Genomic DNA, 24,865 nt, shown 5'->3' on the forward strand with positions numbered 1-24,865 from the left:
AGGCATAGGTTTTTGCTCAAGTACAAAATTCAGGAGAAGCCTCATGGCAACTGTAAAAGTCAGCGATGACACGTTCAGCACCGAAGTTCTCGAATCCGACATCCCCGTGGTTGTCGATTTCTGGGCGGAATGGTGCGGCCCGTGTAAACAAATCGGCCCGTCCCTCGAAGAACTGTCCGAGGAACTCGACGGCAAAGTCAAAATCGTCAAAGTGAACGTCGATGAGAACCCGAACGCACCGGCACAATTCGGTGTGCGCTCGATCCCGGCGCTGTTCATGTTCAAAGGCGGCGAAGTCGTGTCCAATAAAATCGGCGCGGCACCGAAGGCAGCTTTGGCCAACTGGATCAGCGAAGAGGCCTGATCCCGTCTCACGAATTTGGAATTCGGGCGCCCAATGTGGCGCCCTTTTTCATGCGCGTTTGGTCCCCATGGTTGCACCCGGCCCATTGCGCCCTCATATAGATTGCCAAGCGAAAGGACCTCTTATGTCGAAAGAAGAATTTCCCGGCTGGCATGGCACGACAATCATCGGCGTGCGGCGCGGTGGTGAAGTGGTTGTGGCTGGTGACGGTCAAGTGAGCCTTGGCCAAACGGTGATCAAAGGCACGGCGCGCAAAGTGCGGCGGTTGTCGCCGGGCGGGCAAGACGTGGTGTGCGGCTTTGCCGGATCGACCGCCGATGCGTTCACGCTTTTGGAGCGGCTTGAAACGAAATTGGAGGCCACGCCAGGGCAATTGGCCCGCGCCTGTGTTGAGCTGGCAAAAGATTGGCGCACCGACAAATACCTGTCGAAACTCGAAGCCATGCTGATCGTCACCGATGGCGACACGCTTTTGGTCGTAACCGGCGCAGGGGACGTTTTGGAGCCCGAGCATGACATCGCGGCCATCGGATCGGGCGGGAATTTCGCGCTCGCCGCCGCGCGCGGTCTCATGGAAACCGACAAGGACGCGGAAAGCATTGCACGCGACGCGATGAAGATCGCCTCCGACATCTGTGTCTACACCAATGGCAACCTCACGGTTGAGAAGATTAGCAAATGACTGACCTGACCCCCCGCGAAATCGTTTCCGAACTGGACCGTTTTATCATCGGTCAGAATGACGCCAAACGTGCCGTTGCCGTCGCTTTGCGCAACCGTTGGCGGCGCAAGCAGCTGTCCGATGATCTGCGTGACGAGGTATATCCGAAAAACATCCTGATGATCGGGCCAACCGGCGTGGGCAAGACGGAGATTTCCCGTCGTCTCGCCAAACTCGCCAAAGCGCCCTTCATCAAGGTCGAAGCCACGAAATTCACCGAGGTTGGCTATGTCGGTCGCGATGTGGAACAGATCGTGCGCGATCTCGTCGATGCGGCGATTTCCCAGACCCGCGAGCAGATGCGCGACGATGTGAAAACCAAGGCCCAGGAAGCCGCCGAAGAACGCGTGATCGAAGCCATCGCTGGCTCCGACGCCCGAGAACAGACCCGCGAGATGTTCCGCAAAAAACTGCGCTCCGGCGAGTTGGACAACACGGTGATTGAGCTTGATCTACAAGACAGCGCGATGCCGATGGGCATGTTCGAAGTCCCCGGCCAACCGCAAATGGGCGGCGCGATGAACCTCGGCGATATCTTCGGCAAGGCCTTTGGTGGCCGCACCGTGAAAAAGAAAATGACCGTCGCCGAGAGCTATGATGTGCTCATTGGCGAAGAGGCCGACAAACTGTTGGACGATGAAACCGTGACCCGTGTGGCGCTTGAATCCGTGCAGGAAAACGGCATCGTGTTCCTCGACGAGATCGACAAGGTTTGCGCCCGGCAAGAGGCACGTGGCGGCGATGTTTCACGTGAAGGCGTGCAGCGCGATCTGTTGCCGCTCATTGAGGGCACCACGGTGTCCACCAAACACGGCCCGGTGAAAACGGATCACATCCTGTTCATCGCCTCTGGTGCGTTCCACATCGCCAAGCCTTCGGATTTGTTGCCGGAATTGCAGGGGCGTTTGCCGATCCGTGTCGAACTTCGCGCACTGGAAGAGGGTGATTTCGTCCGCATTCTGACCGAAACCGACAATGCGTTGACGCTGCAATATAAGGCGCTGATGGAGACCGAAGAGGTCGAAGTCACCTTTTCTGAGGATGGGATCGCAGCGATTGCGAAACTGGCGGCCGATGTAAACAGTTCGGTCGAGAATATCGGCGCGCGGCGGCTTTATACGATCATGGAGCGGGTGTTCGAGGAATTGTCTTTCGCAGCACCCGACAAGCCCGGCGAAAAGATCACGGTCGATGCCGCTTATGTGCATGACCACGTCGATGAAATGGCCAAGGCAGCGGATGTCAGCCGCTATATGCTCTAACTACTTCTTGCGGCGCAGGTAGACGTAATAGGCGCCTGTGCCGCCATGTTTGAGATGGGCCTCAGTGACCTGAAGCACCGCATCGCGCAATGGCGCCATGTGCAGCCAATGCGGGACCTGGTGTTTCAAGACGCCTTTTCGCACGGGGATGGGACCGTCGTCGTCGCGATGTTTGCCCTTGCCGGTGATCACCAAAACCAGCCGCCGGTCCATCGCCCAAGAACTTAGAATAAACCGTGTGAGCGCGGGGTGGGCTTGGGCAATCGTCATACCGTGAAGGTCGATGCGGCCTTCGGGGGCGAGATTGCCTTTGCGCATTTTACCGAATTTCTTGCGGTCCATCCTGAGCGGGGCTTGCGCCAACCGGTCCGAGATAGACGGGGCAAGATCATGGCCGGTCATACCGCCCGCCGCATGTCTTCCGATCTCCAGATCGAAATCGAAAGGCTCTCGAACAATCGGTGCGGTGGGTTTCGGCAGGTTCGGTTTTTCGGGACGGGCCAAAGGGGCAGGGGCCTTTGAGATATGCAGAGGTTTTGCCGTCTTTTTCACGGCATTCCACAGCCCCTTATCCTCTTCGCTCAGGGTTTTCTTGCGCCGGCTCACCCTTCTGCCCTTTCCTCATAAGCATAGGCCAGCTGGATCGGCAAAAGCACAACCATACGCCCGGGATCACGGATTTTCCCGGCCTGATCGCCCGCAAGATCCCCCGTGCCGAAAAAAATATCGGCCCGCTGGGCGCCTTTGATGGCTGACCCCGTGTCTTGGGCAATCATGAGACGGTGCAGAGGCTCTGCGCCCTCTTTCTCGATCCAAACCGGCGCGCCTAAAGGCACGAATTTCGGATCGACCGCGATGGAGCGCATCGTGGTGATCGAGCGATGCATGGCCCCGATCGGGCCTTTCTCGGCGGGCAAACGCGGCAGTTCGCGAAAGAACACATAGGAGGGGTTGAAGTTCAAAAGCGCCTCGCCCTCAATCGGATTGCGCCGCACCCAGTTCTGGATCACTTTCGCGGAGACTTGATGCGCGTCATAAACCCCGCGCCGGATCAATTCCTGTCCGATGGAGCGGTAATTGCGGCCATTGTGGCCCCCGTAGCCGATGCGCATGACAGAGCCGTTTTCCAGACGAATACGACCGGAGCCTTGGACCTGAAGGAAAAACAGCTCGACCGGATCATCGACCCAGGCAATCTCAAGCCCCCGCCCAGCAAGCGCACCCTCGGAGATGTCCTGACGGGCCAGATAGGCTTCGCCAGAGACGACATCGGGCGGCATGCGGTAGATGGGATAACGATAGCGCGCGGTTTGAAAGCGGGAGCCGCGCAGTTCGGGTTCGAAGTAGCCGGTGAACAGCGGCTCTGCGCCGTCTTCGATCAGGACCGGACGGAACAGCAACTCAAAAAAGCTCCGCGCATCATTGGTGGTCTGAGCAAAAGCACAGAGCTGCGGCCATTCTGGCGCGTCAATGAGATCACAGGTCTCGCGAAAAACGGAAAGAGCCGCGGCGTGATCGTCCGCGGCCCATCCGGGTAGGTCATCGAAAGAGAGGACACGCACCATCATGTCATCCGAGGATGACGCCGGCGCGTTCAAAGCCAGCAAGGCTGCAAAAGCCGCAGGCGCCAGCTTTCTCCACATCAGGCACCGGTCGCGACAAGCTGCCAGTTGGGATCGTCGCTGTTCAGGTGACGTGCAAAGGTCCAGATGTCTTTCTGACGATTGATCGCTTTGGGGTCGCCCTGAACGATTTCGCCCTCGGCATTGCGCACGACGGAGGAGGTTTCGCCAACAAAGCGGATCTTGATCTCGGCCTCGTCGGTGGCACGATCCAGATCGGCGTCGATGATCTGAAGCTCACGCAGGCCGACGAATTGGCTCTCGATGGTCAGGCCTTTGGACTGGCGATCCTCAACCACAGAAGAGAAAGCCTCATAGACATCTTCGGACAGAAACGGCTGGATGCTTTCAAGCTCGTCATGCTCAAAGGCCATCAGGATCATCTCATAGGCGCCGCGCGCACCGGAGAGGAATTCGCTGACATTAAAGCTCGGGTCCACACGTTTGATCGCGGCGAGATTATCGGCGGCACGGGTGCCGGCCTCGACATTGTCGATGATGTCGTGATCAACACCGCCCTCAATCACCTCGAAGTCGCGTTTGACGGCCGTGGCCTCCTCGGCCCCCGGAAAATCAGCGCGCGGCTTTTCAAACCCTTCGCGGGTGCCCAAAACACTGCGCAGGCGCAGGATCAGGAAAATGGCAATGCCCGCGAGGACAAGAATGGAAAGAAGGGAATTCCCCATCGGCGGTCGATCTCCGTTCAAACGTAGAAATAACTGTGTTCCGACCTTATGTAGGTGACGCACCCCGCCAAGTCTACCTGTGGGGGCAAGAATAGAAAGGACTTCTCATGTGGCTTTTCGCCCTTTTTGTCGCAGTTCCGATCATTGAGATCGCCCTGTTCATTCAGGTTGGTGGTCTGATCGGGCTTTGGCCGACGCTTTTGATCGTCATTGTGACCGCCATTTTGGGCACCGCTTTGGTGCGCCAACAGGGCGCTTTGGCGATGTCACAATTGCGTCAGTCCTTTTCCGAGTTGAATGATCCGTCCGAACCACTGGCGCATGGCGCGATGATCCTGTTTTCCGGCGCACTTTTGTTGACGCCCGGGTTTTTTACCGACGCCATGGGGTTTATGTTGCTGGTGCCCGCCTTTCGGATGTTCGTGCTCAAAGAGTTGCGCAAACGGGTGAAGGTTCAGAGCTTTACCATGGGGCAACAGAACATGCGTCAGGGCGCTGATCCGTTCCATGGCACACCCCGTGATCCCCATATCATCGACGGGGAATGGGAAGAGGTCGATCAAAACAAGCCCAATCAAGGCCCGTCAGGCTGGACTCGCCATTGAGGCAGGCCCGGCAACCTGATACAAAGCCGCGAACTTCATTTTGCAAGGACCGAACCGATGGCCGAAAACGGCGAAACCCCACAAAACGACGCGGCCGCACAGGCCAACCCCGTCAAAATGCAAATCCTGGGCCAGTTCATCCGGGACATGTCTTTTGAAAACATCCTCGCTCAGAAATCCCTGAAGGTCGAAGGTCGTCCGGCGATCTCCGTTCAGGTCGCTCTGGACGCGAAAAAACGCGCCGAGGACCACCAGTTCGAAGTTGCGACCAAGGTCAAAGTCGAATCCAAATCCGAAAGCGGTGAGCAGACGCTGTTCATCCTCGAGCTGGATTTCGCCGGTGTGTTCCACATCGAAAACGTGCCGGACGAGCAGATGCATCCGTTCCTGATGATCGAATGCCCGCGGATGCTCTTCCCGTTCCTGCGCCGTGTGGTGCATGACGTGACGCGTGACGGTGGCTTCCCGCCGCTGAACCTCGACAACATCGACTTTGTGCAGCTCTACCGCCAAGACATGGCACGCCGTGCAGAAGCACAGCAATCTGCCGCTGCCGTCAACTAAGTTCCTGACTTAGTTAAATTTATTCCAAATCGCGCCGTCGCCCAAGCCCTCAACGAAAGAGGCATGGGCGGCGGCTTCTTCGTCTGTGATCCGGGGCGGAAGAGGGGCAGGCCGACGCGTCGGACGCCAGTTTTCGTCAATCTGAGACGAGGCGTCTTTTTTTTGCGATTTCGAAGGCGCAAGCACGAGATCGGGCTGACGCCCGCCGATCAGCTCAAGATAGACCTCCGCCAAAATTTCAGAGTCGAGCAATGCGCCGTGTAGCGTCCGCGACGAGTTGTCGATGCCAAAGCGGCGACAAAGCGCATCGAGCGTCGCGGGAGAGCCAGGAAATTTTTTGCGCGCCATCGCCAATGTGTCGACTGCGCGGTCATAAGGGATTTCAGGCAAGCCGATCCAGCTCAGCTCGGCATTCAGGAATTTCATATCGAAGCTGGCGTTGTGAATGATCAGCTTTGAATCCGTGCCGATGAAATCGAGAAACGCCTGACCCACCGCTTTGAAAAACGGTTTGTCGGCAAGGATCACTTCGCCATCTTTCGGCGGGCGCGGGGGCTGCAACAGGTCGGGACCGATGCCGTGCACCCCAAAGGCGCCGTCCGGCATGTGGCGATCCGGGTGGATATATTGGTGGTAGGTGTTGCCAGAAGGCATGTGATTCACCAGCTCAATCGCCCCGATTTCCACGAGACGATCGCCGCTGAACGGATCAAAGCCGGTGGTTTCGGTATCGAGAACGATTTCACGCATCGGAAAGTTGCCCCTTTAAAGTGGAAAGCACATCATGCACCTGGGCTTTGGCGGCTTCAAGGCTTGTGGTTTCGATCACGAAATCCGCGCGGGCGCGTTTCTCGGCGTCCGGCAATTGTTTGCTCAGAATGGCTTTGAAATGGGCTTCGGTCATGCCGGGTCGGGCAAGGACGCGGGCGCGTTGGGTTTCAGGGTCGACTGAGACAACCACGATGGCGTCCACATGTTGATCGCCGCCGGTTTCGAACAGAAGCGGGATGTCGACGAGGACCATCTCGACCGCGCTGTTTTCGATAAAATTCTGGCGGTCCTGCGCGACCAAAGGGTGGACGATCTTTTCTATCTGTTTCAAGGTGTTATGATCATTCGAGATGATCTCCTTGAGCCGCGTTTTGGACACGCTGTCGTCCTCAATCGCTTGAGGGAATTGCTCCGCCATGGGCGCAACCGCAGCGCCGCCCTGATCGTAAAGCCGGGCCACGGCCGCATCGGCATCCCACACGGGCACACCGGCCTCAGCGAAGAGCTTCGCCGTGGTGCTTTTGCCCATGCCGATGGAGCCGGTGAGACCGATGATGAAGGGCTTTGTCATGAGGACAGGATGAATTGGCGCGTGGCGTCGTCGACTTCGGGACGTTTGCCAAACCAACGCTCAAACCCCGGCGCGGCTTGGTACAGAAGCATGCCAAGACCATCGACGGTTTGACAGCCTTTTTCAGCGGCGCGATCCAGGAAAGCGGTGCGCAGCGGCGTGTAGACAATGTCAGTGACCACGGCGTCAGTGCTTAGATGATCAAAGGGGATTTTGAGTTCAGGTTGACCCTTCATCCCAAGCGCAGTGGTATTCACAACGGTGCGCGCACCTTTGAGCATGTCACCGGCGTTCACCCATTCCACAACCGAGATTTTCGTCCCGAATTCGGCCCGAAGCGCGTCAGAACGGGTTCTTGTCCGGTTGGCCAGTCGGATTTCTGGCACACCGACGTCCAAAAGAGAGGCAATCACCGCGCGCGCAGCACCGCCGGCGCCCAAGACGACCGCGGGTCCAGATTTCGGGTCCCACTCCGCGTTGCAGCGCAGATTCTCCACGAAACCATAGCCATCTGTATTGTCGGCATGAAGCTTGCCATCAGAACGGAAAATCAACGTGTTCGCCGCTCCGATCAGCGCGGCGCGATCTGTGACAATGTCCGCCAAGCCGAGAACGGCTTCCTTATGGGGGATCGTGACATTCGCGCCAACAAATCCCATTTTCGGCATCATCTGCAGAACCTCTGCGAGATCCGCTTGTTCGATATGCAGAGGCACGTAATGGCCAGAGATCTGATAGCGAGACAGCCAATAGTTATGAAGCTTTGGCGACTGGCTATGAGAAATAGGCATACCAATCACGCCGGCCACCGGAATTTTGTCACTCATGATGCGATCACTCCCCTTTGCGCAAGATATGCCAAAAGTGGCAGCAGGGGCAAACCCAGCACCGTGAAGTAATCGCCATCAATGCGAGAAAAAAGACGCACCCCTTCGGCCTCCAGCATATAGGAGCCGACACAATGCTGAACCTGATCCCAATTCCGCGTCAGGTAATCGTCGAGATAGGCGTCCGAAAAATTGTTCATCTCAAGGCGCACTTCGCCAACATGACGCCATTTCGGCTCCCCGTTTTCATAGATCACGGCGGCAGACAAAAGTTTGTGCCGCTCGCCGCGCATCTCTTTGAGCTGTGCGCGGGCTTCGTCGATGTTTTGCGCTTTGGAGATAAGCTTGCCTTTGAACGACAGCGTTTGATCACAGCCAATGACCATGGCGCCCGGATGTTTCATGGACACTTTGCGTGCCTTCGCCTCCGCCAGAGCATCAGCGATGTCTCGGGGTGTTGCGCCATCATGAAGGAGCGCTTCTTTTACCGTTTCTTCATCAATTCGTCCGACAGTGACATCGAAAGTGAGGCCCGCATTTCGAAGCAAGGTCTGCCGGATTTCGGACCCCGAGGCGAGGATAAGCTGTTCCGGGCTGTTCATAGCTCTGTTGAAAACTCCTGTGTGAGTGCGGGGATCAAAGCGGTGTTTTTCGGTCTTTTAGCGCAGCCGGGGATAAACCGATAGTTCCAGGCGCTTCTCACCTCTCTTTATCACCGTGGGTAAGACATTTTGCCTCTGGACGTAAAAGTAACAATTTCCCGACACCTTCGAAATTCATCCCCTGATCTCGACAGAAATCAAATCTCAACATTTTGATTTATATTATAAATTTCATCTTATCCTAAGCTGTGGATAAGAAATATGACGTTTTCAAGAGCTTGGAAAACCCTGTGTAAAACTCAATAATCCAGATTATCCACAGGCCCTACAAAATCATCATCCTTTTCTTTTTCTTTTATTATTTTATTTAGAGAGAAACGAAGGGGCACCTCTTATGGGCGATATTCTTGCAAGCATTTATCCTTGGACAAAGTCCATGCATGTCATTTCCATCATCGCATGGATGGCTGGCCTGTTTTACCTTCCGCGTCTTTACGTTCGTCACACCGAAAGCGTGATCCAAGGCACGGAAACCGATCTTCTCTTTCAGGACATGGAAAAAAAACTCCTGAAAATGATCATGAACCCTGCGATGATCTCCAGCTGGCTCTTTGGCCTGTGTCTGGTTTTCACGCCCGGTATCGTCGATTGGTCCGCTGGCTGGTCTTGGATCAAGGCTGTGAATGTGCTTGGAATGACCTGGTTTCACATGTGGTGCGCCGCACGTCGTAAGGATTTCATCACGGGCACAAACACCCGAACCGGCCGTCATTACCGGATGATGAACGAGCTTCCGACGCTGTTTATGATTTTCATCGTGGTGATGATTATCGCCAAGCCATTCTAAGAAAGATTGACTTAACTGACTTCTGTTTCTATCTCTCTGCCAAACCCGCGCCGTCCGGCGTAGGGATTCTCCACTGAGACATGACTGAAAGACCCGTGTGACGCGCCGGTCGAATTGGATATTTCTATGAGCGACACCACTCTCAATCTGGCTGATTTGAAAGCCAAGAGCCCCAAAGACCTTTTGGCGATGGCCGAAGAGTTGGAGATCGAAAACGCCTCGACCATGCGTAAGGGCGAGATGATGTTCTCGATTCTCAAGGAGCGCGCGGAAGATGAGTGGGTGATCTCCGGGGATGGCGTGCTTGAGGTACTCCAAGATGGTTTCGGCTTTCTGCGCTCTCCTGAGGCGAACTATTTGCCGGGTCCCGATGACATTTACGTCTCTCCTGACGTGATCCGCCAGCATGGTTTGCGCACCGGTGACACGGTCGAGGGTGTGATGCATGCGCCGAACGAGAACGAGCGCTATTTTGCCATCACAAAGGTGACTTTGATCAACTTTGAAGAGCCTGAGAAGGCCCGTCACAAGATCAACTTTGACAACCTTACGCCGCTGTATCCGGATGAGCGCCTCAAGATGGAGATCGAAGATCCGACCATCAAGGACCGCTCCGCCCGCATCATCGACCTCGTGTCGCCGATCGGGAAAGGCCAGCGTGCGCTGATTGTGGCGCCGCCGCGCACGGGTAAAACCGTTTTGCTGCAAAACATCGCGCATTCGATCGAAACCAACCACCCTGAGTGCTATCTCATCGTGCTGTTGATCGACGAACGCCCCGAAGAGGTCACGGACATGCAGCGGAGCGTGAAGGGTGAGGTGATTTCCTCGACCTTCGACGAACCTGCGACCCGTCACGTCGCCGTTTCCGAGATGGTGATCGAGAAAGCGAAACGTCTGGTCGAGCACAAGCGCGACGTCGTCATCCTGCTCGACTCGATCACGCGTCTTGGCCGTGCTTTCAACACCGTTGTGCCGTCCTCTGGTAAGGTGCTCACGGGTGGTGTGGACGCCAACGCCCTGCAACGCCCGAAACGCTTCTTTGGTGCGGCCCGGAATATTGAAGAGGGTGGCTCCCTGACCATCATCGCAACCGCGCTGATCGACACCGGGTCGCGGATGGATGAGGTGATCTTTGAAGAATTCAAAGGGACCGGCAACTCCGAGATCGTTCTGGATCGCAAAGTCGCCGACAAACGCGTCTTCCCGGCCATGGACATCCTCAAATCCGGTACGCGGAAAGAAGATCTCCTGGTGGATTCCAAAGATCTCCAGAAAACCTACGTTCTGCGCCGTATCCTGAACCCGATGGGCACGACGGATGCGATTGAGTTCTTGATTTCTAAACTCAAGCAGACCAAAACCAACAGCGAATTCTTCGACTCGATGAACGCTTAAATCAAAGGATATCAATAGGTTAAACCTATGGATACGATTTACGCCCTCGCATCTGTCCGCGGGAAAGCGGGTGTCGCAGTGGTCCGGATTTCCGGGCCGCTTGCGTTTTGGGCTGTCGAAAAGCTGGCGGGGGATGTGCCTGCTCCACGTCGAACGGCTCTGCGTGTTCTGAAAAATGCGGACGGCGTGATGCTCGACGAAGCTCTGGTGATTTGCTTTGAAAAAGGTGCGTCTTTCACTGGGGAAGAGAGTGCTGAGCTTCAACTTCATGGCTCTGTGGCGATTATCAATGCTGTGCTTCAAGCTCTCGCTGATCTGGATGGATTGCGTTTGGCTGAAGCTGGGGAATTTACGCGCCGGGCTTTGGAGAATGAACAGCTCGATCTGGCCCAGGTCGAGGGGCTCGCGGATCTGATCGAGGCGGAGACGGAGGCTCAGCGTCGCCAGGCGCTAAAGGTGTTTTCCGGTGCGCTTGGCGATAAGGCGGAGCGTTGGCGCGCGGCTTTGCTCCGTGCCGCGGCCTTGATCGAAGCGACGATTGATTTCGCGGATGAAGAGGTTCCGACGGACGTTTCGCCCGAGGTTCTGGAATTGATCGCACTGACGATGATGGAGCTCGAGGAAGAGATCAAAGGCGCGAAAATGGCGGAGCGCATCCGGGATGGCTTTGAAGTCGCCATTGTTGGTCCGCCAAACGCGGGAAAATCGACGCTTTTGAACGCGCTTGCGGGACGTGAGGCGGCAATTACGTCTGAGTTTGCCGGCACGACGCGTGACATTATCGAAGTTCGTATGGATTTACAGGGCCTGCCTGTGACGCTCCTCGATACGGCGGGCCTTCGGGAAACCAGTGATGTGGTTGAAGCGATCGGCATTGATCGCGCAAGAAGCCGGGCAGCGCAGGCTGATTTGCGGGTGATCTTGCTTCCAAATGCCGATGCTGAGCCTGAAATGTCGCCACAAGACGGCGATCTTGTTTTGATCGGCAAGGATGATAGCGGCGCTTATCCGCAGTCCGTCTCGGGTAAAACCGGGCAGGGCGTTGATCATATGGTGGCTCATATCGCGACGACGCTTTCAGATCGCGCCTCCGATGCCTCCTCAGCTATTCGTGAACGCCATCGTGTTGCAATTCAGGACGCTCTTGTCTCTATGGAATCAGCGCGAAATGAGGTATTGCTCGGCGGTGAACGTGCTGAGCTTGCCGCCGAAGAGCTGCGGCGTGCGGTCTATGCGCTGAACTGCCTTGTGGGGCGGATTGATGTCGAGAACATTCTTGGAGAGATTTTCTCCAGTTTTTGCATCGGGAAATGAATGAAAACCGAGGAGTGTTTCACGTGAAACATACCGACTTCGATGTCGTCGTCGTGGGTGGCGGCCATGCTGGATGTGATGCTGCGGCGGCCGCTGCTCGGGCAGGGGCTCGGACGGCGCTGATCACTTTGCGGAAAGATGGCATTGGTGTGATGTCCTGCAATCCGGCCATTGGCGGTTTGGGAAAAGGTCACCTGGTGCGCGAGATTGATGCGCTTGATGGGGTGATGGGTCGCATCGCGGATAAGGCCGGGATCCAATTTCGGCTTTTGAATCGTCGAAAAGGTCCGGCCGTCCAAGGACCGCGCGCGCAGGCGGATCGCAAGATCTACCGCACAGAGATGTTGGCGGAGCTGGAGACGACCGAGAATTTGACGATCATCGAAGCAGAGGTCGCTGATCTTTTGCTGAGCGGCGATGTTGTATGTGGCGTTGTTCTCGGCGATCAATCTCAGATCAAAGCGGGTGCGGTGGTTTTGACGACCGGTACGTTCTTGAATGGTTTGATCCATATTGGCGAAGAAAAGCGTCCGGGCGGTCGGATTGGCGACAAACCCTCTGTTGCTTTAGCTGAACGTCTGTATGGGCTCGAGCTTCCGATGGGGCGTCTGAAAACCGGCACACCGCCGCGTCTGGATGGCAAGACCATTGCTTGGGACATTCTCGAAGAACAACCGGGCGATGAAGATCCGGTGGTATTTTCCTTCCTGAACAGCAAACCGTTTGCACGTCAGGTCTCCTGCGGCATCACGCATACGAATGAGAAAACGCACGACATTATTCGGGAAAACCTGTCTCGGTCTGCGATGTACGGTGGCCATATTGAGGGTGTAGGTCCGCGGTATTGTCCGTCCATTGAAGATAAGATTGTCCGTTTTGCGGATAAATCGTCTCACCAAATCTTCCTGGAGCCGGAAGGGGTGGATGACGACACGGTTTATCCGAACGGTATTTCGACCTCTCTGCCTCTTGAAGTGCAGGAGGCCTATGTGCGTTCTATTCGTGGTCTGGAGGATGTGAAAATTCTCCAGCCAGGTTATGCGATTGAATATGACTATGTCGATCCGCGCGCGCTTCGATTGACTTTGGAATTGCGCGATGTTCCGGGACTTTTCTTGGCAGGTCAGATCAATGGGACAACCGGCTATGAAGAAGCTGCCGCACAAGGTCTTGTGGCAGGATTGAATGCAGCACGTAAATCTATGGGCAAAGATGGTGCAACATTCGCACGATCTGAAAGCTATATCGGTGTGATGATTGACGATCTTGTGACGCGTGGTGTGAGTGAACCTTACCGAATGTTCACCTCTCGCGCGGAATTCCGTTTGTCTTTGCGGGCAGATAATGCCGATCAACGTTTGACGCCGCTGGGTAAGGATTTGGACTTGGTTCATGAACCCCGTGCGCAGGCGTTCGACCAAAAAATGGAAGATCTCTCAAAAGGCCGGGCTTTGCTTGAGAAGGAAAGCTATACGCCGAAAGAGCTTAGCGCGGTTGGCGTAACTGTAAGTTCAGATGGTTCTCGTCGTACGCCCTATGAGGTGCTGGCATTCCCGAATGTCACCTTTGAAAATATCATTTCTCTAAATCCAGAGATTGCGGAAATTTTACCTGAGATACAGGAGCAGTTGTCCCGCGATGCGCTCTATGCGAATTACATCGAACGCCAACAGCGTGATGTTGATGCAATGAAACGGGATGAGCTTCAGGTCATTCCGGACGATTTCGATTATTCGGCGCTCAGTGGTCTTTCGAATGAATTGCGTAGCAAACTGACTTTGGCTCGACCGCAAACCATTTCTCAAGCGGGTAGGGTGGAAGGCATGACGCCAGCCGCTGTCACTTTGATCCTTGCACGGTTGCGCCAATCGCAAAGAGAGAAAGTATCCTGATGACTTCACTGAAGTTTGCTGATTTCGATGTTTCACGTGAAACATTCGAGCGGCTGGAAACCTATCTGGCTTTGCTTCAGAAATGGAATCCCGCAATCAATCTTGTCGCAAAATCGACAATTGAGAGCGCATGGGAACGCCACTTTGTGGATTCAGCACAAGTGTTTCGAATTGCGCCAACGCCGCTTACCCATTGGTGCGATTTAGGAAGTGGCGGCGGCTTTCCTGGGTTGATTTGCGCAACTTTGGCTAAGGAGTTTTCTCCTGAGACGACGTTCACAATGGTGGAATCCGATCAACGCAAAGCCACGTTTTTAAGAACTGTTGCTCGAGAGCTGGATCTCAACGCAACAGTTAAATCGGAACGCATTGAAATGCTTGAGCCAATGAAGGCAAATCTTATCTCTGCGCGGGCTTTGGCTTCACTTCCGAAGCTTTTGGAATATGCTGAACGCCATCTGGCGCCGGGCGGGCATGGGGTGTTCTTAAAGGGGGTTTCTTTTCGCGAAGAACTCGCCGAATCCCTTGAAAGCTGGCGCTTCAGCCACGAAGAATATGAGAGCGTAACGGATGCAGAATCCGTGATTCTGCTGATCGGAGATATAGAACGTGTCTGACCTTTCCCGTCCCATGGGCCCGAAAATTATTGCCGTTGCAAACCAGAAAGGCGGGGTTGGAAAAACGACGACAGCGATCAATCTGGCCGCAGCTCTGGTGAAAAATGGCTGTCGTGTGCTTGTTGTCGACCTTGATCCTCAAGGCAATGCTTCCACTGGCTTGGGTATTGACCCGGAAAATCGCGGCTATACGACTTATGATCTCATTCTCGGCGAGGTCGATTTGCATGAGGTGATTCAAACGACTGAGTTTGAGAACCTTTGGATCTCTCCCGCGACAATCGATCTCAGCTCTGCGGATATTGAGATGGTCACGAATGAAAAGCGTAGTTTCCTGCTGCACGATGCTTTGCGGCAGCATGCGATTGATGATTTCGCTTTCGATTTTATCCTGATCGACTGTCCGCCATCTTTGAGTTTGCTGACGGTGAACGCAATGGTGGCGGCTGAATCCGTTTTGGTGCCATTGCAGAGCGAGTTTTTCGCATTGGAAGGACTTTCCCAGCTTATGCTAACCGTGCGAGAAGTTCGCCAAACGGCCAATTCTAAGCTGAGAATCGAAGGTGTTGTGTTGACCATGTATGATCAACGCAACAACTTGTCCCGTCAGGTCGAGCTGGATGCGCGTGATAACCTTGGGGATTTGGTGTTTGAAACTGTAATTCCGCGCAATGTGCGTATCAGTGAAGCGCCTTCTTTCGCTTTGCCCGTTTTGGATTATGATCCGATGTCGAAAGGCAGCTTGGCCTATCAGGCGCTGGCGAAAGAAGTGATTGCGAAAAAAGGACGATAAGAATGGCAAATCCGAGCAAACCTAAAAACCGAGGTCTTGGGCGTGGCCTTTCCGCTTTGATGGCGGATGTGGCACAGGATACGCCTAACGAACAATCTTCGCAGAATGAGCCGCGTCGGGCCGATATGTTGGTTCCGATTGAGCGAATCGTACCAAATCCTGATCAGCCACGACGGACGTTTAATCAGGCAGCACTCGATGAACTGGCCGATTCCATCCGTGAGAAAGGCGTCATTCAGCCTTTGATCGTGCGCGAGAGTTCTCGCAAAGCCGGCGAGTATGAAATCGTGGCGGGTGAGCGTCGTTGGCGTGCATCTCAGATCGCGCGTTTGCATGAGCTTCCGGTTTTGGTGCGGGAATATTCTGATACTGAGGTGCTCGAAGTCGCCATTATCGAGAACATTCAACGCTCTGATCTTAACGCGATCGAAGAGGCGGCTGGCTATCAGCAATTGATGGAGCGATTTGGGCATACTCAAGAGAAGCTGTCCGATGCTTTGGGAAAAAGTCGAAGCCATATCGCCAACCTGATCCGACTTTTGAACCTCCCAAGCGATGTTCAGGCGCTTGTTGTGTCAGGCCAGTTGTCGGCCGGACATGCGCGGGCTTTGATCACCGCTGAAGACCCCTCCGCTTTGGCAAAGCAGGTCATTGAGGGCGGCCTTTCAGTGCGGGAAACGGAGCGTCTCGCGAAAGCCGAAAAGACACCAACCCAGCCCAAAACACAGAAATCCTATAAATCCGGGGACAAAGATGCGGATACGCGGGCGCTTGAGTCCGATCTTTCCGCAGCAATCCGGATGAAGGTGAATATTGATCATAAGGATGGCACTGAGAAAGGTGTGCTTTCGGTGTCCTATGAGTCTTTGGACGAGTTGGACGCTCTCTGCGGTATCCTATCCCGCGGCGCTTAAAAATCCGGGATCAGATCGCGAATGATCGCGTTCAGAACTGGCCGACCTTTCTGGGTGACAGAAAGGCGGCCATTTTCGATTCTGACGAAGTCATCTTCAATCAAGTATTTGTTTTCAATAGTAAAGTCTTGGCCCAAGAGGCTTGAAATCCGCGCAATATCGATGCCCTCGGTGATCCGGAGCCCCATCATCAGGTATTCGATGGCTTGATCGTATCCACTTACAGTTTCACGTGGATTTTCGCCGTGACCGTTTTGATCAACGGATTTCAGCCATTGAGCAGGGGCGAGGGGCGTATCGATGGCGTATTTCTGACCAGCCAAGGTAAGTCGTCCATGTGCGCCAGGGCCAATTCCCGCGTAATCGCCATAGCGCCAATAAATGAGATTATGGCGGCTCTCAGAGCCATTTTGGGCGTGATTAGAGACTTCATAAGCGGGCATGCCAGCCTTTTCACACTCTTCTTGCGTGACAAAATACATGTCCGCTGCACTATCGTCAGATGGCAGACCGCGCAAAAGTCCGCGATCATAGCGATCACCGAAGGCGGTGCCTTGTTCGATGGTCAGCTGATAGAGTGACAGGTGATCGACAGCCATAGAGAGAGCTTCGCGCAATTCCGCCCGCCAGGCGTCTGGCGTTTGTCCTTGTCGCGCATAAATCAGATCAAAACTCACACGATCAAAGGTATTTCGGGCAATATCGAAGGCTTTTCGCGCCTCTGACACGGAATGCAGTCGCCCGAGACGTTTCAAATCCTCGTCATGAAGCGATTGAATGCCCATGGAGACACGGTTGACGCCAGCGTCGCGATAGCCCTGAAACCGACCCGCTTCGACAGAGGTCGGGTTGGCTTCGAGTGTAATCTCGACATCATTCGCAAGTGTCCAACAGTCTCGAACCTTACTCAAAATGGCATTTACGAGCTCTGGATCCATCAAAGACGGCGTGCCGCCGCCAAAGAATACGGTGTTTAGAACGCGACCGGATGTTTCCCGTGAAACACGCTCGATCTCGGAAAGGTAGGCGCGCTCCCATGCGGATTGATCAATCGTCGCGGCCACATGGGAGTTGAAATCGCAGTAGGGGCATTTCGCCTGGCAAAACGGCCAATGAATGTAGAGACCAAAGCCCCCGTTTTGCCAGTCTTCCATGATTATCCCTTGAACGCCGTGATTTCGATTTCGATCAGCATCTCGGGTTTGATGAGATCGGCAACGACCATGGTGGCCGCAGGGCGAATATCGGCGAGGAATTCACCCAAAGCCGGGACAACTTCGTCCACCAAAGCGGCGTCGGTGATCGTGTATTGCACACGCACCGCGTCTTTCAGGGAAAAACCTTCGCCTTCCAGCACGCCGGAAATGGTTTTGAAGCAATTGCGAGCCTGATCGGCGATGCTCTCCGGCATGGTCATCGTGCTGTAATCGTAGCCGGTGGTGCCGGACACGAAACACCAGTCGCCTTGCACGACGGCGCGGGAATAGCCCATGACTTTTTCGAAATCAGAGCCGGAGGAGATCAGTTTGCGGGTACTCATTTAGCGAGATCCTTAAAGGGTCCGGAGACCAGTTGACGAAAGGCATCGGCGCGGTGGCTCATGGCCTGTTTGCGCGTAGGGTCCATTTCACCGAAGGTTTCTGTTTCACCTTCGGCGACGAACATCGGGTCGTACCCAAAGCCGCGCTCTCCGCGGGCCGGCCAGACGAGGTGACCTTCGACTTTGCCTTCGAAAATCTCGTCATGGCCGTCGGGCCAAGCAAGGCAGAGCGTGCAACAGAACCGCGCGGTGCGGGGTTCGGCTGCATTTTTCTCTTCAAGGCGGTCCCAGACCTTTTGCATCGCCATCGGGAAATCGCGGCCATTGGGGGTTTCGGCCCAGTCGGCGGAATAGACACCGGGCGCACCGTCAAGACCGTCAACTGCGAGGCCACTGTCATCGGAGAGGGCAGGGAGGCCGCTGGATTTGGCCGCAAAATGCGCTTTGATCCGCGCGTTGCCGACAAAGGTGTCTTCGGTCTCGTCCGGTTCTTCAAAGCCCAGATCGCCGGCGGAGATTACCTCGATCCCGAAAGGCTCCAAAAGCTCCGCAATCTCGCGAAGCTTGCCTTTGTTGTGGGAGGCGAGCACCAGCTTTTTGCTGTCGAATGCGCGCATCACGCCACCGCTGCGTTTTGAGCCGAAACCAGCTCAGAAACGCCTTTTTCGGCCAGATCGAGCAGCTCGTTCATCTGCGCGCGCGAATAGGTGGCGCCTTCGGCACTCATTTGGGTTTCGATCATCTGACCGTTGGCGAGCATGATGAAATTGCCGTCCACACCCGCTTCGGAATCCTCCGGGTAATCGAGATCGAGCACGGGCTGACCGGCATAGATGCCACAGGACACAGCCGCGACATTCGAAATCAGCGGATCGGAGGTGATCGCACCGGATTTCAAAAGCTTGTTCACCGCCAAACGCAGGGCAACCCAACCCCCGGTGATCGACGCACAACGCGTGCCGCCGTCTGCCTGTATGACATCACAGTCGACGGTGATCTGACGTTCGCCAAGGGCCACGCGATCCACGCCCGCGCGCAGGGAGCGCCCGATCAGACGTTGAATTTCAACGGTACGCCCGCCTTGTTTGCCTTGGGTCGCCTCACGACGCATCCGCGAGGAGGTCGAGCGCGGCAACATGCCGTATTCTGCCGTCACCCAGCCCTGGCCCGAATTGCGCATAAAGGGCGGCACGCGCTCTTCGATCGTGGCGGTGCAGAGAACATGGGTGTCGCCGCAACGGATCAGACACGAGCCCTCGGCATGTTTCGTCACGCCAGTCTCGATTGAAATCGGCCGCATTTCGTCTAAATTTCTACCTGAGGGTCGCATGCTATATCCTTCCGCATCTGTTGCGGCAGACATACCGAACAGGTGCTCAGACGTGCAAGCCTCATTGACCCTCGGTCTCGATGTCTTTTAATGGCGAAGGGTCTTGGAAGACGCAGGAAGAATGACGGATCGTGTAAATCTCATCGCTGAAATGAATGACCGGTCGCGCGAAGTGTTTCGCCGCGTGGTCGAGGGCTATCTTGAAAGCGGCGGACCTGTGGGGTCGCGCACTCTGACGCGGACTATGAGCGAAAAAGTCTCCGCCGCGACCGTACGCAACGTGATGCAGGACCTCGAATATCTCGGGCTTTTGGACAGTCCGCATGTGTCCGCAGGGCGGGTTCCGACGCAGCTTGGGCTGCGTTTGTTTGTCGACGGGTTGCTTGAGGTCGGCACGGTCACCGATGACGTGCGTGAAAAGATGGAATTGACCATCCGCAACGAACATCACGATGTGAGCGGGATGCTGGATCGGGTGGGATCGGCTTTGTCTGGGCTTACTCAGGGCGCCAGCCTTGTGCTTGCCCCGAAACACGAAGCCCCTGTGAAACATGTGGAATTCGTCAATCTCGCGCCGGACCGCGCGCTGGTCGTGTTGGTCTTTGCCGACGGTCATGTCGAAAACCGCATCTTCACGCCGCCGATGGGGCAAACCCCGTCCTCGCTGCGAGAGGCGACGAATTTTCTGAATTCTCTGGTTGAGGGTAAAACGCTTTCTGAGCTGCGCACCACGGTGGAGCGCGAGATCAAAACACGGCGTCAGGAACTTGATAGCCTCGCTGCTGATCTGATCGAAAACGGTTCGGCGTTTTGGGAAGGCGAGGGGTCGCATTACGAGCGCTTGATTGTGCGCGGGCGTGCCAATTTGTTGGGAGAAAGTGCCGAAGCCGAAGAGCTTGATCGCATCAGAAGCCTGTTCGACGATCTCGAAAAGAAACGCGACATCGCGGAATTTCTCGAACTGACCGAGGATGGCGAAGGCGTGCGCATTTTCATTGGCTCAGAGAACAAACTTTTCTCACTTTCGGGTTCCTCTTTGGTGGTTTCTCCTTATATGAACGCTGAACGAAAAATTATCGGTGCCGTGGGTGTCATCGGGCCGACTCGCCTCAACTATGGGCGGATCGTGCCGATTGTCGATTACACGGCCCAACTTGTCGGACGGATTGTGTCCGGGAAGGCTTGAAAAGGTGAAACATGACGGATCCGAAGAAAGATATGTCTGAAGAGATCAAACGCCCGACCGAAGAAGAGATCATCGACATCACCTCTGATGAGGCACTTGAAGATCCGGAAACTGGCGATCTGTCCGAGGAGCTCGAACAGCTCCGCGCAGAACGCGATGAATTCCGGGATCGTTTCATGCGTGCGGTGGCCGATGCGGAAAACTCCCGCAAGCGTGCGGATCGTGATCGTCGCGAGGCGGAAAACTACGGTGGGTCCAAATTGGCCCGCGATATGTTGCCGGTCTTCGATAACATGAAACGCGCGATTGATGCGATTGCCGAAGATCAACGCGAAACGCAGGCCGCCCTGATCGAAGGGATCGAGCTGACCATGCGTGAGCTTTTGAACACCTTCTCGAAACACGGCATTCAGATCGTGAACCCGGAGGTGGGCGAGACCTTCGATCCGCAAATTCACGAAGCGATGTTCGAGGCCCCCGTGCCCGGCACCAAAGCCGGTGACATCATCCAGGTGATGAACGTGGGCTTCATGATCCACGACCGCCTGCTGCGTCCGGCTCAGGTGGGCGTGTCCTCGACGCCCGCGTAAAAAGGTTTTCCCGGAAACTGAGCTTTGCTAAAGCCCTCGTGTCTTACGAGGGCTTTTTCTATGCGTGTTATTCGTCTTTTGTTGCTTTTGATCCTGACGCCTGTCTCTGTCGTGGCTCAGGATTTTCCAGAGTATCGCGAGATCTATGTCAATGATTTCGCTGGTCTTCTCTCGAATGAAGTCGCGGATGACATCCGCGATCGGCTCATAGAGTTACGAGAAGAGACGGGGATCGAGTTCACGGTCGTCACGATCTATGAAATGCGTCGTTACGGACATACGGGCGCAATTGAACCCTTTGCGACGGGCCTTTTCAACAAATGGGGTGTTGGCAACGCCGAGCGGAACGATGGGGTGATGATGCTTGTCTCTCTGCGGGATCGCAAAGTGCGCCTGGAGGTTGGCTCTGGCTATGGCACCCGCATGAACAACCCGATGCAAAAGGTGATCGACGATGACATCCTGCCGTATTTTCGCGACGACGCCTATGAGGAGGGCATTTCGAACGGGGTCAATCATACGATCCTGGCTGTGACAGGGTCTTGGCCGGGTGAATATGACGCGAGTCCATGGGTGAGGGCGACCAATATGATTGGCCGCGTGGTCAATTCCGTCGTGCAGGGGCTCGGCAATTGGATTTTTGCCATTCTGGCGGCTCTTTTGCCGTTTCCCTATCGGGCCTATCGCCGTTGGAAACGCAATCACCCTCGTATTTGCCCCAATGACGGTCATCAAATGACGCGTCTGGATGAGGCTTGGGAGGACAACCACCTTCAGAAAGGACAGATCACCGAAGAGGATTTGAAATCCGTCGATTACGATGTCTGGGAATGTCAGACCTGTCAGCACATCACCATCGAAGGCTATCGTGCGTGGTTTTCGTCCTATTCTGTCTGCCGGAATTGCGGGTATCGCACCGTTGAGGGCGACACCACCATTCTCGAACATGCGACCACATCCTCAACGGGCCGCAAGCGCATCGACTACCATTGCCACAATTGCGGCGATGCCTATTCCGTTGAACGCACCATCCCGCGCGAAAGCTCAAGCTCCTCCTCTTCGGGGAGCAGCTCGTTTGGCGGCGGCTCGTCCAGCGGCGGCGGGGCAAGCGGAAGCTGGTGACGCGTGGCGCCTAGTTCAGCTTCGCTTTCAAATCATACAGCACTTGGAGCGCCTCACGCGGGCTCAGATCATCCGGCAAAATCCCCTCAAGGGCCTTTTCAACGGCACTCTCTTTTTCCGCCACGGGTTTCGGCGCGGGCGGCATCGCTGCGAAGAGCGGAAGATCGTCAATGATGGCTTTGGGATTGGCGGCATTCTCGGCCTGACCTTTTTCCAACGCCTCCAAAACAGATTTCGCGCGCTCGACCACGGCATCTGGCAGACCCGCGAGCCGGGCGACTTGCACACCGTAGGATCGATCCGCTTTGCCCTTGATCACCTCATGGAGGAAAATGACCTCGCCCTCCCATTCCTTGACCGACACGGTGGCGTTTTCTGCGCCTGACAGTTTGTCGGAAAGACTGGTCATTTCGTGATAGTGCGTCGCAAACAACGCGCGGCATTTGTTGACATCATGCAGATGCTCAAGCGTCGCCCAGGCAATCGACAAGCCGTCATAGGTCGCCGTGCCGCGCCCGATTTCGTCGAGGATGACCAAAGCACGGTCGTCGGCCTGATTGAGGATCGCGGCGGTTTCAACCATTTCGACCATGAAGGTCGAACGCCCGCGTGCCAGATCGTCAGAGGCACCGACGCGGGAGAAAAGTTGGGACACAATGCCAATATGTGCGGAGTCGGCGGGCACATAGGAACCAGCCTGCGCAATCAGCGCAATCAATGCGTTTTGGCGCAGGAATGTTGATTTACCGGCCATGTTCGGCCCGGTCAAAAGCCAGATCGCGGCGCCCTCATGTCCGTTAGACAAATCACAATTGTTGGCGACGAATTTGTCCCCGCCTTGCTTGCGCAAGGCACGTTCCACAACGGGATGACGACCACCGGAAATCAGGAATTCTCGACCCAAATCCACCTGAGGACGGGTCCAACCCTCGCTCACAGAGAGATCGGCGAGCGCTGTGATCAGGTCCAGCTCTGCCAGTGCGCCAGAGGCATCGTTGATCGCCGGGGCCTGCTCCAAAATCGCCATGCGCAGTTTCTCATAGAGACGTTTTTCGATCTCAAGCGCGCGCCCACCGGCGTTGTGAATTTTTGTTTCCAGCTCGGAAAGCTCCAGCGTCGTGAACCGCACCTGATTGGCGGTCGTTTGACGGTGGATGAAGGTTTCCGACAAGGAATGCATTTTTTCGGCGTGGGTTGATGTGGTCTCGATGAAGTAGCCGAGGACATTGTTGTGCTTGACCTTGAGCGACTGAACCCCGGTCATCTCCGCATATTTCATCTGCAGGGAGGCAATCACACCGCGCCCTTCGTCGCGCAGAGTGCGAGATTCATCGAGTTCTTCGTGATAACCGGCGGCGATAAATCCGCCGTCCCGCGCGAGCAAGGGTGGTTCCGCAACCAGAGCCGCATCGAGCAGGTCAATCAGTTCGGCTTGACCTGTCAGAAATGCCATTTTCTGCTGGATTAGGGTCGAAACTGGCGCATTCTCGAGGAGATCATAGATGTTTTCCGCCTGTGACAGACCATTGCGAATGGCGGCCAGATCGCGCGGACCTCCTCGTTCAAGCCCGAGACGTGACAGCGAGCGTTCCATGTCCGGAACCTTCCGCAGCGCGTCGCGCAGCGCTTGGGCGGTTTGGGTGTTTTCAATCGCAAAAGAGATCGCATCAAGCCGCGCGGAGATCGTATCGACGTCACGCGATGGGCTCGACAGCCGGCGTTCAAGAAGACGTCCACCTGCGGCCGTCACGGTGCGATCCATCGTGGCAATCAACGATCCCTCGCGACCGCCAGACAGGGCATGCGAAATCTCAAGGTTGCGTCTTGTCGAGGCGTCGATTTGCATCGCACCGCGCAAGGACTCGCGAATGGGGCGTCGCACGAGCGGCAATTTGCCCTTTTGTGTGATGTCGAGATAATCGACGATCGCGCCCATGGCCGCCACTTCGGACAGGGTGAACTGGCCGAAGGCCTCGAGGGACGAGACGCCGAAAAGCGATGTCAGTCGCGTTTGCGCCGACGTACTGTCGAAAGACGCGCGCGACAATTCGGTGATGCGATCATAGAAATCAGGCACAAACTCGGCCCAATTCGCTTCATTCACCTCAGACACGACGATCTCCGACGGGTTGAGGCGGGCAAGTTCCGGCCCAAGACCCACAAGCGGGCATGGCATGACATGAAAGGCGCCGGTCGAGATGTCGATCCAGGCCAGCGCACCCTCTTCGCGAATTTCCGCATAGGCGGCGAGGTAGTTGTGACGTCGCGCGTCCAAAAGCGTGTCTTCGGTCAAGGTGCCGGGCGTCACCAGACGCACGACGTCACGTTTGACCACGGCCTTGGAGCCACGCTTTTTCGCCTCACTCGGGTCTTCGAGCTGTTCGCAAACGGCGACTTTGAAGCCCTTGCGAATGAGATTGAGCAAATAGGTCTCGGCGGCATGAACCGGCACACCGCACATCGGAATGTCGTCGCCTGCATGTTTGCCGCGTTTTGTCAGCGCGATGTCGAGCGCCTCGGAGGCGGCAATCGCATCGTCAAAGAACATCTCGTAGAAATCGCCCATGCGATAAAACAAAAGCGCATCGCGATGACGCGCTTTGATTTCGAGATATTGCGCCATCATCGGCGTTGCGGCGGGCGTTTCGGTGGCCAAGATGCAGTTCCCTGTCTGATTTCGCCCCAACTTAACGACCCAATATGTGGCGTAAAGGGCCAGATCGCGTT

The 24,865-nt window shown here is 55.6% G+C and carries 27 protein-coding genes; 15 read left to right on the forward strand and 12 right to left on the reverse strand.

Features of this window, described 5'->3' with window-relative positions:
- Window positions 1-43: 43 nt before the first annotated feature.
- The 3 genes from trxA (at window position 44) to hslU (ending at window position 2,347) form a co-directional block, all read left to right on the forward strand.
- A complete protein-coding gene (trxA, locus tag LC094_RS08140) occupies window positions 44-364 on the forward strand; it encodes a thioredoxin (RefSeq protein WP_226551641.1) in 321 nt (106 codons plus the stop codon).
- Window positions 365-488: 124 nt separating this feature from the next.
- Window positions 489-1,046, forward strand: coding sequence for an ATP-dependent protease subunit HslV (hslV, locus tag LC094_RS08145; RefSeq protein ID WP_219783310.1), 558 nt, complete (start codon window positions 489-491; stop codon window positions 1,044-1,046).
- Complete coding sequence (hslU, locus tag LC094_RS08150; RefSeq protein ID WP_226551643.1) at window positions 1,043-2,347, forward strand: ATP-dependent protease ATPase subunit HslU; 1,305 nt, start codon at window positions 1,043-1,045, stop codon at window positions 2,345-2,347. The genes hslV and hslU overlap by 4 nt, the downstream gene beginning before the upstream one ends.
- Here hslU and LC094_RS08155 read toward each other — a convergent pair whose 3' ends face one another.
- The 3 genes from LC094_RS08155 to LC094_RS08165 are packed head-to-tail and all read right to left on the reverse strand — an operon-like array spanning window position 2,348 to window position 4,655.
- Window positions 2,348-2,953: a Smr/MutS family protein gene (locus tag LC094_RS08155; RefSeq protein ID WP_226551645.1), complete on the reverse strand. Its 606-nt coding sequence runs from the start codon at window positions 2,951-2,953 to the stop codon at window positions 2,348-2,350.
- On the reverse strand, window positions 2,950-3,990 hold the full coding sequence (gene mltA / locus LC094_RS08160) for a murein transglycosylase A (protein WP_226551646.1): 1,041 nt from the start codon (window positions 3,988-3,990) through the stop codon (window positions 2,950-2,952). The genes LC094_RS08155 and mltA overlap by 4 nt, the downstream gene beginning before the upstream one ends.
- Window positions 3,990-4,655: a Tim44/TimA family putative adaptor protein gene (locus LC094_RS08165; RefSeq protein ID WP_226551648.1), complete on the reverse strand. Its 666-nt coding sequence runs from the start codon at window positions 4,653-4,655 to the stop codon at window positions 3,990-3,992. The genes mltA and LC094_RS08165 overlap by 1 nt, the downstream gene beginning before the upstream one ends.
- Before the next feature lie 107 nt (window positions 4,656-4,762).
- Here LC094_RS08165 and LC094_RS08170 point away from each other — a divergent pair, with 107 nt between their 5' ends.
- Both LC094_RS08170 and secB read left to right on the forward strand, forming a co-directional pair.
- The gene (locus tag LC094_RS08170) at window positions 4,763-5,260 is read left to right on the forward strand and encodes an FxsA family protein (RefSeq protein WP_226551650.1); all 498 of its coding nucleotides are present in this window, start codon (window positions 4,763-4,765) and stop codon (window positions 5,258-5,260) included.
- Window positions 5,261-5,317: 57 nt separating this feature from the next.
- A complete protein-coding gene (gene secB / locus LC094_RS08175) occupies window positions 5,318-5,824 on the forward strand; it encodes a protein-export chaperone SecB (protein WP_226551652.1) in 507 nt (168 codons plus the stop codon).
- A 9-nt stretch (window positions 5,825-5,833) separates the two neighbouring features.
- Here the strand turns inward: secB and dnaQ are convergent, their stop codons facing one another.
- Genes dnaQ through LC094_RS08195 form a run of 4 tightly spaced genes read right to left on the reverse strand, consistent with a single transcriptional unit; the run spans window position 5,834 to window position 8,595 of the window.
- Window positions 5,834-6,574: a DNA polymerase III subunit epsilon gene (gene dnaQ / locus LC094_RS08180; protein WP_226551654.1), complete on the reverse strand. Its 741-nt coding sequence runs from the start codon at window positions 6,572-6,574 to the stop codon at window positions 5,834-5,836.
- Complete coding sequence (gene coaE / locus LC094_RS08185; protein ID WP_226551656.1) at window positions 6,567-7,166, reverse strand: dephospho-CoA kinase; 600 nt, start codon at window positions 7,164-7,166, stop codon at window positions 6,567-6,569. The genes dnaQ and coaE overlap by 8 nt, the downstream gene beginning before the upstream one ends.
- Window positions 7,163-7,993, reverse strand: a complete 831-nt coding sequence (locus LC094_RS08190; protein WP_226551658.1) for a shikimate dehydrogenase — start codon at window positions 7,991-7,993, stop codon at window positions 7,163-7,165. Before LC094_RS08190 ends, coaE begins: the two co-directional genes overlap by 4 nt.
- Window positions 7,990-8,595, reverse strand: a complete 606-nt coding sequence (locus LC094_RS08195) for a Maf family protein (protein ID WP_226551660.1) — start codon at window positions 8,593-8,595, stop codon at window positions 7,990-7,992. Before LC094_RS08195 ends, LC094_RS08190 begins: the two co-directional genes overlap by 4 nt.
- A gap of 394 nt (window positions 8,596-8,989) precedes the next feature.
- Here LC094_RS08195 and hemJ point away from each other — a divergent pair, with 394 nt between their 5' ends.
- The 7 genes from hemJ to LC094_RS08230 all read left to right on the forward strand — a co-directional run bounded on the left by hemJ (window position 8,990) and on the right by LC094_RS08230 (window position 16,370).
- Window positions 8,990-9,442 carry a protoporphyrinogen oxidase HemJ gene (gene hemJ, locus LC094_RS08200; protein ID WP_226551662.1) on the forward strand — a complete coding sequence of 151 codons (453 nt, stop codon included), beginning with the start codon at window positions 8,990-8,992 and terminating at the stop codon, window positions 9,440-9,442.
- A gap of 126 nt (window positions 9,443-9,568) precedes the next feature.
- A complete protein-coding gene (rho, locus tag LC094_RS08205; RefSeq protein WP_226551665.1) occupies window positions 9,569-10,840 on the forward strand; it encodes a transcription termination factor Rho in 1,272 nt (423 codons plus the stop codon).
- Window positions 10,841-10,867: 27 nt separating this feature from the next.
- A complete protein-coding gene (gene mnmE / locus LC094_RS08210) occupies window positions 10,868-12,154 on the forward strand; it encodes a tRNA uridine-5-carboxymethylaminomethyl(34) synthesis GTPase MnmE (RefSeq protein ID WP_226551667.1) in 1,287 nt (428 codons plus the stop codon).
- 23 nt (window positions 12,155-12,177) lie between these two features.
- Complete coding sequence (gene mnmG, locus LC094_RS08215; protein WP_226551669.1) at window positions 12,178-14,046, forward strand: tRNA uridine-5-carboxymethylaminomethyl(34) synthesis enzyme MnmG; 1,869 nt, start codon at window positions 12,178-12,180, stop codon at window positions 14,044-14,046.
- The gene (gene rsmG, locus LC094_RS08220; protein WP_226551678.1) at window positions 14,046-14,663 is read left to right on the forward strand and encodes a 16S rRNA (guanine(527)-N(7))-methyltransferase RsmG; all 618 of its coding nucleotides are present in this window, start codon (window positions 14,046-14,048) and stop codon (window positions 14,661-14,663) included. The genes mnmG and rsmG overlap by 1 nt, the downstream gene beginning before the upstream one ends.
- A complete protein-coding gene (locus LC094_RS08225) occupies window positions 14,656-15,456 on the forward strand; it encodes a ParA family protein (RefSeq protein WP_319003283.1) in 801 nt (266 codons plus the stop codon). The genes rsmG and LC094_RS08225 overlap by 8 nt, the downstream gene beginning before the upstream one ends.
- 2 nt (window positions 15,457-15,458) lie before the next feature.
- A complete protein-coding gene (locus LC094_RS08230; protein ID WP_226551681.1) occupies window positions 15,459-16,370 on the forward strand; it encodes a ParB/RepB/Spo0J family partition protein in 912 nt (303 codons plus the stop codon).
- On the opposite strand, the gene hemW is transcribed toward LC094_RS08230, so the two are convergent.
- Genes hemW through rph form a run of 4 tightly spaced genes read right to left on the reverse strand, consistent with a single transcriptional unit; the run spans window position 16,367 to window position 19,240 of the window.
- On the reverse strand, window positions 16,367-17,524 hold the full coding sequence (hemW, locus tag LC094_RS08235) for a radical SAM family heme chaperone HemW (RefSeq protein ID WP_226551689.1): 1,158 nt from the start codon (window positions 17,522-17,524) through the stop codon (window positions 16,367-16,369). The genes LC094_RS08230 and hemW overlap by 4 nt on opposite strands.
- A gap of 2 nt (window positions 17,525-17,526) precedes the next feature.
- Window positions 17,527-17,910: a RidA family protein gene (locus LC094_RS08240; protein ID WP_219783328.1), complete on the reverse strand. Its 384-nt coding sequence runs from the start codon at window positions 17,908-17,910 to the stop codon at window positions 17,527-17,529.
- On the reverse strand, window positions 17,907-18,527 hold the full coding sequence (gene rdgB / locus LC094_RS08245; RefSeq protein WP_226551691.1) for an RdgB/HAM1 family non-canonical purine NTP pyrophosphatase: 621 nt from the start codon (window positions 18,525-18,527) through the stop codon (window positions 17,907-17,909). Before rdgB ends, LC094_RS08240 begins: the two co-directional genes overlap by 4 nt.
- Window positions 18,527-19,240 (reverse strand): ribonuclease PH, encoded by a 714-nt coding sequence (rph, locus tag LC094_RS08250; RefSeq protein WP_226551693.1) that lies wholly within the window; start codon window positions 19,238-19,240, stop codon window positions 18,527-18,529. The genes rdgB and rph overlap by 1 nt, the downstream gene beginning before the upstream one ends.
- Window positions 19,241-19,361: 121 nt before the next feature.
- Here rph and hrcA point away from each other — a divergent pair, with 121 nt between their 5' ends.
- Genes hrcA through LC094_RS08265 form a run of 3 tightly spaced genes read left to right on the forward strand, consistent with a single transcriptional unit; the run spans window position 19,362 to window position 22,138 of the window.
- Window positions 19,362-20,426, forward strand: a complete 1,065-nt coding sequence (gene hrcA, locus LC094_RS08255) for a heat-inducible transcriptional repressor HrcA (protein ID WP_226551695.1) — start codon at window positions 19,362-19,364, stop codon at window positions 20,424-20,426.
- 11 nt (window positions 20,427-20,437) lie between these two features.
- Window positions 20,438-21,016 (forward strand): nucleotide exchange factor GrpE, encoded by a 579-nt coding sequence (locus LC094_RS08260; protein WP_226551697.1) that lies wholly within the window; start codon window positions 20,438-20,440, stop codon window positions 21,014-21,016.
- Window positions 21,017-21,076: 60 nt separating this feature from the next.
- The gene (locus LC094_RS08265) at window positions 21,077-22,138 is read left to right on the forward strand and encodes a TPM domain-containing protein (RefSeq protein WP_226551699.1); all 1,062 of its coding nucleotides are present in this window, start codon (window positions 21,077-21,079) and stop codon (window positions 22,136-22,138) included.
- A 10-nt stretch (window positions 22,139-22,148) separates the two neighbouring features.
- On the opposite strand, the gene mutS is transcribed toward LC094_RS08265, so the two are convergent.
- A complete protein-coding gene (gene mutS / locus LC094_RS08270) occupies window positions 22,149-24,764 on the reverse strand; it encodes a DNA mismatch repair protein MutS (protein ID WP_226552238.1) in 2,616 nt (871 codons plus the stop codon).
- Window positions 24,765-24,865: the final 101 nt, after the last annotated feature.

The sequence above is a fragment of the Celeribacter naphthalenivorans genome, assembly GCF_020524585.1.
In the GTDB taxonomy this organism is placed as follows: domain Bacteria; phylum Pseudomonadota; class Alphaproteobacteria; order Rhodobacterales; family Rhodobacteraceae; genus Celeribacter; species Celeribacter naphthalenivorans.